Here is a 13,108-nt window from a genome sequence, read left to right as displayed (position 1 = left end):
CACCCGGAGTCAAACCCACCTCACAGGGCTCACAGACCGCGTTTCAGTAACATGAAGCTTCAAATCAACTCAATACTCGAGCCTGAGAAAACGCTCACGCCAATCATTGTCACATCGCGGAAGCCGCAGGCCTTTGCGTTCCTCCCACGCGCAGCCATTGCGCCCCCACCGGAACCAGGTTCTCAGGCGCGTCCGTCCGCCCCTCAGTCCTCGGCGGCCCGGTCTCTGGTGAGCCCTTCAGGGGACAGGAGGTAAAGGCCTTCGATTCCCTCCGAGGTCGGCACCAGATCCGCCAGGGTTTCCCAGGCCGACTTGTCGGCTACCCGAGCCACGAGCGCCAATTCGCGCCGCACCAGGGACACGTACAGCGCGCCTTCGCCCACCTGGTCCGTGAGCAGCCGTCGCTGCCCCGCCGTGAGCATCCGCGCGCCGTCCAGCCCATCCCCGCCAGCCACCGCCCACAGGCCGGAGAAGCCCTCCGCCAGCCGCACCTCGCCCCGGTCGATGATGACGGGCTTCACGGGCGCGGGCTCCAGGTTCCTCCACGCCGCCGCGTCCACCGCCTCCACCGTCAGGCCCGAGTCCTTCAGCGCCGACTCCGGCAGGTAGCGCACGAAGTCCGCGTCCTCCAGCACATAGAAGACCGAGAGCCCCGCGGGCCCCTCACGGTGCAGCGCACCCACCGCCTTCGCCGCGAAGTCCGCCGGCCGCAGCACGGGCCGAAGCCTCGCCTCCAGCGACGCCGCATCCGACGCCCCGAGCCCTGAGTCCAGTCCGCCCAGCCGTACCGCCAGCGCCTCGACATAGGCCGCCAGCCCCTGCGTGCCCGGCGCCTCCTGATAGGCGGCGTACAGCGAGCCCAGGTCCACGCGCCCCACGCCGCCCGACGCCAGCTTCACCAGCAGGTCCTTGCCCTGCCGACGGAACGCCACGCGCGCGCGGGTGAGCGCCCCCGCCAGCGCGGCGGTGAACTCCGGGCGGAGCACCTGCTCCTGGGGCACCGGCGGCGGAGGCAGGTCCGCGGCCTCCAGTTCCTCCTTCAACAGCCGCGCCTCCGCGTCGAACGGATCCCTCGCCAGCGCGTCCTTCACGTAGGCCTGGACCTTGTCCATCTCGCCCCTGCGCAGGGCCAGCACGGCCAGCACCTTGAGGACCTCCGGGTCGTCCGGCTCCCGCGCGCGCACCTGTCGCAGCAGCGCCTCCGCGTCTCCGTGCCGCTCCAACCCCAGGAGCGCCCGGGCGAGCCCCAACTGCACCGGGACGTGCTGGGGAAAGTCCCGCCGCAGGGCCTCCAGGAGCGGCAGGGCCTCACGCTCCGCGCCCGCGTTGATGAGGGCATGCGCCACCGCCAGGCGCGGCGTCGGCCCGTCCTCATCCCTCACCCGCGCGCGCAGCACCTCCAGCTCCGCGTCACTCAGGACCTCACCCGCCTCCACCTTGCGGCGGATGCGCTCCACTTCCAGCAAGAAGCTCACGCCCGCGACTCTAGACGCCCGGGCCCGATTCAAGAACCACCCCGCACCGCGCCCGCAAACCCAACGCCAGACAACCACCCCACGGCGTCAGGGAATACCCACCGACGGAATGGACAAACAACCCAACAGGAAACACTCACATGCCCTGATGTTGGATGGTGGGTAGAGGGTCCTGCGGGCACCATGCCCGTCCTGACTTGGCGCATGACGGCGCGAGGCGAAGGCCGCGGTGGAGGGCCGGCGGCGGCCCCTGTCGGTGCTCCACCGCGGAACAGTCACAGCAGCACGCTAGTGCTGTGAATCCGGCCCCGGACTGGCGGGAGCCTCCTCGTCCGGCGACGTGTCCTCCTCATCCTCCCCACCATCCGTCTGCGCGAGGAAGTCATCCAGCGCGCCCACGTCGATGGGCTTGCGGAACACCGCGTCCACCAGGGCCAGATTCGCGCGGTTCTGACCACGCACGTCCATGCCCGTGACGATGGCGAGCAGCGCCTGGGGAGACTTCTCGCGCAGCTCGCGCGCCAGCTCCCAGCCGCTCATCTCCGGCATCACCGCGTCCAGCAGGGCCGCGTCGTAGCGGCGCCGGTCCCACATGCCCAACGCCACGGTGGGGTCGTGGGCCACCTGAACCTCGTAGCCCTCCTCCCCCAGCACCTCGGCCATCATCCGCGCGTTGTCCAAATCATCGTCCACCACCAGCACGCGGCGCGTCTGCTGGAAGCGCCGGGGCGCCGACACCGGGGGCCTCGTCACGCTCTCCGGAGGCGGCGTGGGCTCGTTCGGCGACTGCACGCGCACCCGGGGCAGCCGCACCACGAACGTCGCGCCGCTCCCCGAAGACACGTTCTCCGCCGTCAGCTCGCCGCCCCAGCGCTGCACCTGCGCCCGCGCCACGGCCAGGTACAAGGACAGCTGCGGCGCCCCCGGGTCCCTGCGCAGCGGGTCGAACAGGTGCGACAGCTCCTCCGACGCATACGACGGGCCCTGGTCCTGGATGCGCAGCGAGAGCCACGCGGGGCCCTCCTCGCGCGTCGTCACCTTCAGGTGCCCGCCCTCCTCCATCCTGTCCCGCGCCGCGAGCAGCAGGTTCACCACCAGCTCGCGGAAGAAGGCCGCGTCCGCGCGCACCGCCCCCGGGTCGTGAAGGTCCAGCTCCACGTACACCGGGTGCTCGCGCTGCTCCAGCTCGCCGCGCGCCAGCTCCAGCGACTCGCGCACCGTCTGGTCCACCTTCACGTCGACGGGACGCTCCTCGGTGCGCTGGACGTTGAACTCCTGCAGCCGCGCCACCAGCTCGCCAATCTGCTGCACCGTCTTGTCGAGCGCGTCCAGGTGCTCGGGCTTGTACTCGCGCTGCAACAGCGTGATTCGCAGCCGCAGCACGTTGAGGAAGTTGTTGAGCGCGTGCGCCGCGCCACCCGCCAGCTGCCCCAGCGCCTGCTGACGCGTGCGCTGCAACAGCCGCCCCTGCAGCCGGCGAAGCTCCCCGTACGCGCTCTCCAGCGCCTTGGTCTTGTTCGCCGACTCCGTGCGGTCCGTGAAGGTCTGGATGGCGCCCGCGAGTTCGCCCTCCTCCTCCCACACGGGCGTGGCGCTCATCTCCAGCGTCACCTCGCCACCGCCGGGGCGCTCCACCACCATCATCACCCCGCGCACCGGGCCCTGCTCCTTCAGCGCGCGCACGAAGGGCATGTCCGCGACCTTGAAGGGCTCACCCGAGGCGTGCCGCGCGTTCACCTGCGTCAGCACCGGCGCGAGCGTGTTCACCGCGCGCCCGCCCACCACCGCGCGCATCGGCACGCCCATCAGCCGGCTCACCGGCGGCGTGGCGAAGGACACCGTGCCGTCCACCTCCGCCAGGAGGATGCCCACGTCCACGTGGTTGAGCACCGACTCCATCACCGCCGCTTCCCGGAAGCGCACCTCCTCCGTCTTTAGAATCCGCGCGTACGACGCCTGCGCCGCCGCGTCCCCCTCCCACACCAGCTCCGCGATGAGGCCCGCCACCTCGGGCTCAATCAGCCCACCGTGGTGGCGCGCGTAGACGTGCAGCAGCACCTCCTCCAGCGACTTGAACTCGCGGGTGAGGTCCTCGGACTCGAAGTTCTGCGTGTACCGGTCCGCGCCGTGCGAGCGCGCCACCTCCGGCCACAGCCGCACCGCGTCCTCGCCCCGGTCCTTGAGCAGCCGCGCCATCTCCCCCACCAGTCGCCGCAGGGGAGCGCGCAAGTCGCGGCCCGGAATCTCCACCTCGTACACCTCCGCGCGCAGACGCTTCGCCCACAGGCGCGTCACACGCTCCTGCTCTCCCTGGAGCAGCTCCGACAAGGCTTCGATGGGGTCGAGACGGGCCACGTTGAAAAGCCAAGGTGTGCATGGCCGCCCGCCATGGCCACCCAGGCGCCCGCCCGCCTGCCCGTCCCCGACGCCGTCCAGACACGTCCGGTCGGCTGCCCCTCGACGGGCCGTTCGCGGAAGGCGCGCGGATCGCCCCCTGGCGTCCGGGCGAGCCGTTGCACCCGCTGGCGCGTCAGCCCACCTTCCAGGAACGGATGCCCCTCAACGAGCCCATCAAGAACGACCTCCTGGAGTCGCCATGGCTGTCGCAGCAGGCCATGGCGCAGCTCTTCCGGGGCGAGCTGAGCCGCTCCGACACCTGGCGCACGCGCCTGGACACCACCACCAACTGGGCGCTGACGACGACGGCCGCCGTCATCTCGCTCGGCTTCGCCACGCCGCAGAGCTCCCACGTTACCTTCCTCGTCGGCATCTGGATGGTGGTGTCCTTCCTGCTCGTCGAGGCGCGCCGCTACCGCTACTACGACCTGTGGAACCGGCGGGTGCGCCTGTTGGAGGACGGCTGGTGGGCCCCCATGTTGCGCCGCGAGCCGGTGGACCCGGACGCCCTGCGCGAGCTGGCGGTGGAGATGTCCCGGCCGCAAATCCAGCTGTCGCTGATGTCGGCCATCTCCACGCGGCTCAACCGCACCTACGGGCCCATCCTGCTGGTCCTGCTCATGACCTGGTTCTTCAAGGTCTACAGCCACCCGAAGCCGCCCGAGGACTTCGGCGAGTTCGTCGCCCGGGCCCACGTGGCGTGGATACCCGGGTTCCTGGTCATGGCGGTGCTGGCGCTCATCACCATCGGCGCCGCCTACCTGTTCATCTCCTCGTTCTTCATCCGGGCGCCCCTGGGCGAGCTGCGCACCCGGCCCCGGGGACGACGCGCCGCGCTGTGGGAGTCCTTCTACCGGCCCTACGCCATCCGCCGCCGGCACCGGCCGACCCGCAGGGCCCCCCGTCGCCCGGACGCGGCGTCCGAGCACTGAGGCCCCGGCCCTCGCTCGCAGGCCGGGTGGCCCCGAAGGGTTCGGCATGCTCATGGCCCCCATGTGCCGACCTGTCCGGCTGGAAGTTTTCGTTCTTCCGGGAGCGGGGGATTTGTGCTGTGAATCCGCACCCATGGCGAACACGCGCACTGTTACGGTCCTCAATGGCGACGGCATCGGCCCCGAGGTGATGGCGGCCACCATTCGCGTCCTCGAGGCGCTCAAGGTTCCCCTCGAGTTCGAGTACAAGGACGCGGGCACGGAGGTGGTGGCGAAGTACGGCACCAACCTGCCCCACGAGTCGGTGGAGGCGGTGCTGCGCAGCGGCGTGGCGCTCAAGGGCCCCACGGGCACGGTGGTGGGCGGCGGACTTCCCTCCGCGAACGTCGGCCTGCGCAAGCGCCTGGACCTGTACTCGTCGCTGCGGCCCGTCAAGAGCGTGCCGAACGTGAAGACGCGCTACGAGAACGTGGACCTGGTGGTGGTGCGCGAGAACACGGAGAGCCTCTACTCGGGCCTGGAGCACATCATCGTCCCGGGCGTCGTCGAGGCGCTGAAGATCATCACCGAGAAGGCCTCCACGCGCATCGCGAAGTTCGCGTTCGAGTACGCGCGCAAGCACGGCCGCAAGAAGGTGACGGCCGTCCACAAGGCCAACATCATGAAGCTGTCGGACGGCCTGTTCCTGGACTGCTGCCGCAAGGTGGGCCGTGAGTTCCCGGAGATCCACTACGAGGAAGTCATCATCGACAACCTCTGCATGCAGTTGGTGAAGGACCCGACGCGCTTCGACGTGATGGTGCTGGAGAACCTGTACGGCGACATCGTGAGCGACCTGTGCGCGGGTCTGGTGGGCGGCCTGGGCGTGGTGCCCGGCGCGAACATCGGCGAGCGCACGGCGGTCTTCGAGGCGGTGCACGGCACGGCCCCGGACATCGCGGGCAAGGGCATCGCGAACCCCACGGCGCTGATGATGTCCGCCGTGATGATGCTGGACTACCTGGACATGCGCGACGAGGCCCGCCGGATGGAGAACGCCATCCACAAGGTCTACACCGAGGCCAAGGTCCGCACGGGTGATTTGGGCGGCGGCGCCACCACGCGCGAGTTCACCGACGCCATCATCGCCGCGCTGTAGTCGTCACGAAGCCGTGGCACCCCGAGCCCGGGCCGCCTGTCGAAGGCGCCCGGGCTTTTTCGTGGCCAGGGGACGACGTCCACCGAGCCGCGAAGCGAAGGGCCCGCCTCGTCAGCCCACCGTCACCTTGCGCACGCCGCGCGCCTCGAGCAGCGCGGGGAGCCGCTCGCGCTGGTCGCCCTGGAGCACCAGCGTGTCGTCCTCCACCACGCCGCCGCAGCCCAGCGAGTTCTTCAGCGCCTTGAGCCACACCTCGCGCTGGGGCGCGGGCAGCTCCAGGTGCTCCACCACGGTGACCTCCTTCCCACCGCGGCCCTTGCGCTCCATGCGCACCACCGCGCGCGCCGGGCCCTTCGGCTCGGACTTGCTCGGGGGCGCGGCCACGGGCGCCACCGTCCCCACCGGCAGCTCCTCCCGCTTCGCCGCCAGCGCGGCGAAGGGGTTGTGGAACGGAGCCGGGGGCGCGGCGGGCGCGTCCTTCTTGTCACGCTTGCCCATGGCGTCCGGGACTCAGTGGTTGTGGCCCGCGTGGTCGTCCATCGGCATGGCGCGCGGCGGCGGCAGCACGTCGAACGCGGGCGCGCTCGGGTTGCCCTCCGCCATCACCAGCGCGTACAGGAACGGCGCCGACGGCAGCGCCTGACGGCCGTTCACCACCACCAGCGGCGTGCCGGTGAAGTGGTAGCGCAGCGCGTACGACGTGTCCTCCTGCAGCTTCGCCGCCGTGTCCGCGCTCGCCAGGCACGACTCCAGCTGAGAGCGGGACATCGAGCCGGACGAGGCGATCTCCATCACCCGCTCCGTGTCCAGCATCGCCTGCGCCGCGAAGAGCTTCTCGCGCAGCTCCCAGAAGTCCGACGCGCCCTCCAGGCAGATCTGCGCCTTCGCCGCCACGCACCGCACCGTGGGGGCGTCCGGCCCGCGCCGCTGCATCGCCGGGTTGCACGCGCCGTCCAGCGGGAACTGCCGCGCCTCCAGGGACAGCTTGCCCTCCGGCACGCGCTTCTTGAGCACCGCCAGCTCCTCCACCAATGACTTGCAGTGGGGGCACTTGCTGTCGGTCCACTCGACGATCTTCACCGGCGCGGTCGCCGGCCCATACAGGCGGCGCGCGGGCGCCGCCGCGGGCTTCGGCGTGTCCCGGCGGTACATCGCCAGCGCGTTGGAGATGAACTGCTGCTGGTCCATCGGCAGCCCCTTCAGGTACGCCTCCAGCGACGCGGGCGAGCTGTTCGCGCTCGCCGCCCCCGTCGTGGCGTTCACCGACGCCTCCGTGGGCGCGGGCGGAAGCAGCGCCCCCGCCTTGGGCGCGGGCGTCGACAGCGAGCGACCCGGCAGGGCCACCGCCACGAACACCAGCACCGTGGCGCCCACCGTCCAGCCCAGCGCCGGGCCCCACTCGCCCGCCACGCTCGGCAGGCCCTTGAAGGCCACGCCCGCGATGAGCGCCACCAGCGCGTACGTGCCCAGGCACGTGGGGCACACCACGCCCGTCTGGTAGCTGGCGAAGGCGAACACGAACACCGACGCCACGCCCGCCAGCGCCGTCAGCTTCAGCCCCTGCGACGCCGGGGCCACCGACTTGCCCGAGCGCTCGCGCGCCAGGTACACCGCCGACAGCGCCACCACCGTCAGCCCCCACACCAGCCCCAGGCCGGCGACGGGGATGCCGAACAGCTCATGCAACCGGGTGGCGAAAGGCGAGTTCCACACCGTCTCGCAGTTCACCGTGTCGGACACGCCGCACACGGTGGCGCCGCCGGCGCGCAGCGTGAGCAGCTGGCTCCACTGGAAGATGGACAGGGCACTCGCGGCCACGCCCAGCACCAGCAGCGCCACGGCGGCCTTGGAGGGCGCGGGGGTGGCGGGGGCCTTGGGGGAGGAGGACTTCGAACTCATGCATGCTCCGGGGGCGGGGTCATCAGGACGAGCAGTCGGGCGGGAGCGGGGCCTTCGTTGGTGACCCCATGCTCGGCGCCCGCGGGGGCGAACACGGCCGCGCCCACGGTGTGGACCTCCTCCTCGGCACCCACGCGGAAGCGGCAGGTGCCCTCGAGGACGACGTAGACCTTGTCGGAGGTCACATGGTGGTGCGGCTTCTGGGCCTGCCCGGGCGCCAGGCAGTAGACATCCAGGAAGAAGCGCTCGGATTGAAAGACGTTGTGCTTCCGGAGCTTCTCCGGGGAGAAGTCCTGGAAGGACGACAGGTGCTTCACATCCATCGTGGCATTCGCTCCTTCGCCTCTATATAGCGACGGACATGGAACCGCTGTCGCTGCATTTTCTTCACGAAGAAGCGCGGGGCCGCTTCATCGAGGTCGGCGGCCGGGAGGTCGTGGCCGACTACGGGAACGCCGAGGACGCCTACAAGGCCGCCCGTGAGGCCGTGGCCCTGCACGATGCCTCCTATCGTGAGGTCCTCCGAATCACCGGGGAGGACCGGGTCACCTTCCTACATGGAATGGTGACACAGGAGGTGAACAACCTCCCCGTCGGGACCGCAGCCTACGCCGCCCTGGTGAACGTGAAGGGGGCCATGGTGGCGGACGCCCGCATCCTCAAGCGGGAGGCGGACCTGCTCGTGGACGTGGAGCCCGGCACCGGCGCCAAGGTCCGGGAGTTCCTGGAGAAATACCTCATCTCCGAGGACGCCGAGCTGCATGAGGCCACGGCCGACCACGGGCTCTTGCGGCTGCTCGGGCCCCGGACGGGCGCGCTCCTCACGGCCGTACTGGGCACCGACTTCGCCCCCCTGCCCCACCACGCCACCCGCCCGGGGACGCTGGCCGGGCAGGACGTCCTGCTGGTGGGCAACACCCGGCTGGAGCCGCACGGGGTGGACGTGTGGGTGCCACGCGCGGGCCTGGAGGCGGTGTGGCGGGCCTTGAGCCAGGCGGGCGCCGACCTGGGCCTCAAGCCCCTGGGCTTCGAGACGCTGGAGCTCTTGAGGGTGGAGGCCGGGGTGCCCCGTTACGGGCAGGACATGGTGGACACCACCATCCCCCTGGAGGCGGACCTGGGCCCGTCCGCCATCTCCTACAACAAGGGGTGCTACATCGGGCAGGAGGTCATCGCCCGGGCCACCTTCCGCGGGCACATGAACCGCAAGCTGACGGGGCTCTTGCTGGGCGACGTGGAGGCGGCGCCGGGCACGGAGCTGCGCCGCGGTGAGAAGAAGGTGGGCTGGCTCACCAGCGTGGTGCGCTCGCCCGCGCAGGGTGGGCAGCGGGTGGCCCTGGGGTACGTGCACCGCGACTCGCTGGAGCCCGGCACCGAGCTGACCCTGGCTCAGGGCCCCGCGACGGTGAAGGTGGCCGCCCTGCCCTTCAAGGGGTGAGCACGACAATCCTGTCAGTCGGGCCACGGCTCGCTGACGGGGGTGTCGCGGGCCTCGCGGTGTGTCTGCCCGTGGGGCCCGGACTTACGGGCTGTTGAATATGGAACGGGGCTTGCTGTTGGCGCCCCCGCCCATGAAGCCCTCCTCGCTGACCTGGTTGTCCTTCCTCTCTGGCGCCACGGTGATGGCGTCGGAGATGGCGGCCTCGCGACTGGTGGCGCCCTACTTCGGGAGCAGCACCCCGGTGTGGGCGGCGCTCATCTCCCTGGTGCTGGGCGGGCTGGCGCTGGGGGCGCACCTGGGCGGCAGGGTGGCGGACCGGGCCGCGAGGCTGGAGCCACTCCGGGTGGCGCTCGGCGTGGCGGCGCTGCTGCTCACGGCGCTGCCCTTCCTCGCGAGGGTGCTGCTGCCGGGGGCCACGACGGCGGTGATGACGGGCAGGCCGATGGAGGCCATGGGGCGGGTGGCGCTGGTGGTGGTGGTGGCGATTCCGCCGCTGCTCGCGCTGGGCGCGGTGGGGCCGTTCCTGGTGCGCGTGGGGCTGGGGGGCGTGACATCGGCGGGGGCGCACGCAGGAAGGCTGTCGTCGGCGTCCACGCTGGGGAGCATCGTCGGGACGTTGCTCGCGGCCTTCGTGGTGCTGCCGTGGCTGGGCACGGCGCGGGCCATGGCGTGCTTCGCGGGGATGCTCGGGCTGACGGCGACGTGGGGGCTGGGGTGGCGGTGGCGCGCGGTGGCGGTGGGGGTGCCCGCGGCGGCGCTGGTGTTGGGGACACACGCGCTGCCCCGACATCCGCAGGCGCTCGAGGTGGCCGAGTCGCCACACGCCTTCCTCCAGGTGCTGGAGTCACCGAGCGGCACGCGCAGCCTGGTCTTCGACGAGGGCTTCGCGGTGCAGAGCACGTGGGTGCCGGGCCAGCCGGTGAGAGACGAGGTGTTCGCGCACTACCTGCTGACGCCGGCGATGGCGCGCGCGGAGCCTCGGACGCCGCGCGTGCTGGTGTTGGGGCTGGGCGCGGGCACGAGCGCGCGCGGGCTGCGGGAGACGTACCCGGGGGCCTACGTGGTGGGCGTGGAGCTGGACGCGATGGTGGTGAAGCTGGCGCGCCAGCACTTCGGCCTGGGGACGGAGGTGGAGGTGCACATCGCGGACGCGCGCACGTTCCTGCGCCGGGACACGCGGCGCTACGACGCCATCATCGTGGACGCGTTCCGCTTCCCGTACGTGCCCTTCCACCTGACGACTCGCGAGTTCGCTCAAGAAGTGGCCGCGCACCTGGAGCCGGGCGGCGTGGCGTGCTTCAACGTGGGCCGCTTCCGGGATGAGCGCGCGGTGGTGCGCGCGGTGGGTGGGACGCTGGCGACGGTGTTCCCGCAGGTGCTGGCGGCGGATGCGCGCAACCAGAGCAACACGCTGCTCTACGCGGGCCCGGAGGGGATGGGGGAGCGGTTGAGCGCGCGGACGTCCTCGCTGCCGCTGTCGCTGCGGCCCCTGGCGACACGCGTGGTGGGGGAGCTGCAGCCGGTGGCCTCGGCGCAGCCGCTCACGGATGACCGGGCGCCCGTGGAGATGTTGACGGATGCCATCCTCCTCAAGGCGCTGATGGGCTCGGAGGCGCTGAAGTGAGCTGGCGCGCGTGGGGGACCAGGCCCCTGCCGTCGATGTCGGAGTTCCTCGCGCCCGTGCCGCTGGCGGCCGTGGTGCTGATGGCGGTGAATGACCGCGTCCTCAAGCCGACCTTCCACAACACGCTCACCGGGAAGCTGTCGGATGTGGCCATCTGCTTCTTCCTGCCGCTCTATGTGTCCGCGCTGCTGGCGCTCGTCACGCGCTGGAGTCTCCGCGTGAGGTTGGGCGTGGGTGCCCTGATGACGACGGGGCTGTTCACCGCGCTCAAGGTGTCCCAGCCGTTCGCGGACTTGTTCTGTGAGTGGCTGCGTCCCATCGGCGCGCCGTTGGGGCTCAGTGGCTTCCGCGCGGTGGCGGATGTCTCGGACCTGCTCACCCTGCCCTTCGTCGTCCTCGCCGTGCTGTACGGCCGCGCCTCGCTGCTGTCCCAGGCGCGGGCCGTGCCCCTCGCATCCCCAGGAGTTCCATCATGATGCCGTTCTTGAGGAACCTCGCCTCCGTCGCAGTGCTCGCCGCCACCGGTGTCCTGCTCATCGCGGACTCCGCGCCCGACTGTGAGAAGGACGCGCAGGAGGTCACCTTCGACGTGACCGAGAACACCTGCGGCGGCAACGGCTCCTTCCAGTTGAGGGTCCCCGAGGATTCGTGCGACCTGACGGCCGTGGGAAACGAGCCCCTGGGCTTCCCCGAGTACGGTGGCGCCAGCGCCAAGGTGGATTTGAAGCGGGGTGACTGGTCGTTGCATGACCGGGCGCACACCCTCCACGTGGACGCGGATGGCGGCGTGGTGCGGCCCGACGCGGGTGGGACGGCGGTGGACGGCAACCGTCACTGCGAGGCGACGCGCGAGGCAGAGCACCTGAGGCTGACATGCATCGACCGGCGCTCAGACCTGTCCGGTGTCGAGGTCTTCCGCTGCGAGGCGAAGCTCACGCCCCGCTAGCACTTCGGACGAGCCACCCCACCGCGCCTCCGCCGAGCACCAGCCAGGCGGAGTTGACGCGGAAGCGGATGAGCAGCACGGCCGACACGACGGCGAGCCCCACGGTCCACACGTCGACCAGGGCCGCGCGGCCGAGCTGCCACGTCACCACGGCCATCAGCGCGAGGGACGCCACGTTGACGCCATCCAGGAAGGCCCCCGCCACCCAGGACTCGCGCAGCCGGGGCACCAGGGGGCCGCTGAGCGCGACGAAGACGAAGGCGGGCAGGAAGATGCCCACCGTGGCCACGGTGGCGCCCACGGGCCCACCGAGCACGTAGCCGATGAACGTGGCCGTGGTGAACACGGGCCCGGGCGTCACCTGTCCCACCGCCACCGCGTCGAGCAGCTGTGCCTCGGTCAGCCAGCCCAGCCGCTGCACCAGGTCCGAGCGCAGGAACGCCAGCAGCACATAGCCGCTGCCGTAGAGCACCGAGCCGACCTTCAGGAAGAAGAGGAACAGGCCCTGTTGCGTGAAGGGCACTGCCGCCGACGCGGCGCCCAGCGGGAGCACCGCGCTCCATGGTGCGACGAGCATTCCAGCCGAAGGCCCCGAGGCTCCTCCGCGACGTGTCGCCGCGCGCCAGCCGAACACGGCCAGTCCCGACAGCAGCAACAGGAGCAGCTCATCGACGCCGAGGAAGGCCGCGGTGGCGGCGGCGATTCCCACGACGGCCGCGAGTGGGCCCTTCACCACGGTGCGCGTGAGTCCCCACAGGGCCTGAGCGACCACGGCGATGATGACCGCCTTGACGCCGTAGAGCAGCGCGCCCACGTCCGGCAGCGCGCCGAAGCGTGCGTAGCCCCACGCGACGCCGAGAACGATGAGGAACGCGGGGAGGATGAAGCACGTGCCCGCGACCAGCAGGCCGGGCCAGCCGGCGCGACGGTGGCCGATGTGGGTGGCCAGCTCGGTGGAGTTGGGGCCGGGGATGAGGTTGGCCGCGCCGAGCAGGTCCACGAACTCCTCGCGCGTGAGCCAGCGCCGACGGCGGACGACCTCGTCCTCCATCAGGGCGATGTGCGCGGCGGGGCCGCCGAAGGCCGTGGTGCCCAGGCGAAGGAAGAGCAACGCCAGCTCGCGCAGCGCGGCGGCGCGGTCCGGCACGGAGGGGCTCTGGGGCTCCAGGGGTGACATCCACCGAGGACGCTACCCCCGGAAGAGGGAGGGTGGCTCGAAACATCCGTGTGGCTCGACGCATGTGGGACGGGTGGAC

At 71.2% G+C, this 13,108-nt stretch carries 12 protein-coding genes; 6 read left to right on the top strand and 6 right to left on the bottom strand.

Annotation, left to right across the window (positions count from 1 at the left end):
* Positions 1–203 precede the first annotated feature (203 nt).
* Entirely contained in the window at positions 204–1,475 is a 1,272-nt protein-coding gene (locus K8640_RS11965) for a tetratricopeptide repeat protein (RefSeq protein ID WP_223747170.1), read from the bottom strand.
* A 288-nt stretch (positions 1,476–1,763) separates the two neighbouring features.
* Positions 1,764–3,830, bottom strand: coding sequence for a response regulator (locus tag K8640_RS11960; RefSeq protein WP_223747169.1), 2,067 nt, complete (start codon positions 3,828–3,830; stop codon positions 1,764–1,766).
* Between the two features lie 197 nt (positions 3,831–4,027).
* On the opposite strand from K8640_RS11960, the gene K8640_RS11955 reads away from it, so the two are divergent.
* Together K8640_RS11955 and K8640_RS11950 are read left to right on the top strand one after the other, a co-directional pair.
* On the top strand, positions 4,028–4,804 hold the full coding sequence (locus tag K8640_RS11955) for a DUF2270 domain-containing protein (RefSeq protein WP_223747168.1): 777 nt from the start codon (positions 4,028–4,030) through the stop codon (positions 4,802–4,804).
* Between the two features lie 133 nt (positions 4,805–4,937).
* Positions 4,938–5,942, top strand: coding sequence for an isocitrate dehydrogenase (NAD(+)) (locus K8640_RS11950; protein ID WP_223747167.1), 1,005 nt, complete (start codon positions 4,938–4,940; stop codon positions 5,940–5,942).
* A gap of 111 nt (positions 5,943–6,053) precedes the next feature.
* Here K8640_RS11950 and K8640_RS11945 read toward each other — a convergent pair whose 3' ends face one another.
* From K8640_RS11945 to K8640_RS11935, 3 genes are read right to left on the bottom strand one after another with little or no spacing between them, the layout of a single operon-like run.
* Positions 6,054–6,440, bottom strand: a complete 387-nt coding sequence (locus tag K8640_RS11945) for a translation initiation factor (protein ID WP_141332825.1) — start codon at positions 6,438–6,440, stop codon at positions 6,054–6,056.
* A gap of 12 nt (positions 6,441–6,452) precedes the next feature.
* Positions 6,453–7,841, bottom strand: a complete 1,389-nt coding sequence (locus tag K8640_RS11940; RefSeq protein ID WP_223747166.1) for a thioredoxin domain-containing protein — start codon at positions 7,839–7,841, stop codon at positions 6,453–6,455.
* Positions 7,838–8,164: a cupin domain-containing protein gene (locus tag K8640_RS11935; protein ID WP_223747165.1), complete on the bottom strand. Its 327-nt coding sequence runs from the start codon at positions 8,162–8,164 to the stop codon at positions 7,838–7,840. Before K8640_RS11935 ends, K8640_RS11940 begins: the two co-directional genes overlap by 4 nt.
* Before the next feature lie 38 nt (positions 8,165–8,202).
* Here K8640_RS11935 and K8640_RS11930 point away from each other — a divergent pair, with 38 nt between their 5' ends.
* From K8640_RS11930 to K8640_RS11915, 4 genes are all read left to right on the top strand, one after another.
* The gene (locus K8640_RS11930) at positions 8,203–9,279 is read left to right on the top strand and encodes a folate-binding protein YgfZ (RefSeq protein ID WP_223747164.1); all 1,077 of its coding nucleotides are present in this window, start codon (positions 8,203–8,205) and stop codon (positions 9,277–9,279) included.
* 133 nt (positions 9,280–9,412) lie between these two features.
* Positions 9,413–10,906: a fused MFS/spermidine synthase gene (locus tag K8640_RS11925; RefSeq protein WP_223747163.1), complete on the top strand. Its 1,494-nt coding sequence runs from the start codon at positions 9,413–9,415 to the stop codon at positions 10,904–10,906.
* A 35-nt stretch (positions 10,907–10,941) separates the two neighbouring features.
* Complete coding sequence (locus tag K8640_RS11920) at positions 10,942–11,382, top strand: hypothetical protein (protein WP_223747162.1); 441 nt, start codon at positions 10,942–10,944, stop codon at positions 11,380–11,382.
* A complete protein-coding gene (locus K8640_RS11915) occupies positions 11,379–11,852 on the top strand; it encodes a hypothetical protein (protein ID WP_223747161.1) in 474 nt (157 codons plus the stop codon). Before K8640_RS11920 ends, K8640_RS11915 begins: the two co-directional genes overlap by 4 nt.
* On the opposite strand, the gene chrA is transcribed toward K8640_RS11915, so the two are convergent.
* Entirely contained in the window at positions 11,839–13,029 is a 1,191-nt protein-coding gene (gene chrA / locus K8640_RS11910) for a chromate efflux transporter (protein ID WP_223747160.1), read from the bottom strand. The two genes, K8640_RS11915 and chrA, sit on opposite strands and share 14 nt — an antisense overlap.
* Positions 13,030–13,108: the final 79 nt, after the last annotated feature.

It is taken from the genome of Myxococcus sp. XM-1-1-1 (genome assembly GCF_020037095.1).
Classification (GTDB): domain Bacteria; phylum Myxococcota; class Myxococcia; order Myxococcales; family Myxococcaceae; genus Myxococcus; species Myxococcus fulvus.
The sequence above is the reverse complement of the archived record's forward strand: the minus strand, read 5'-3'. Positions and strand labels throughout refer to the sequence as shown.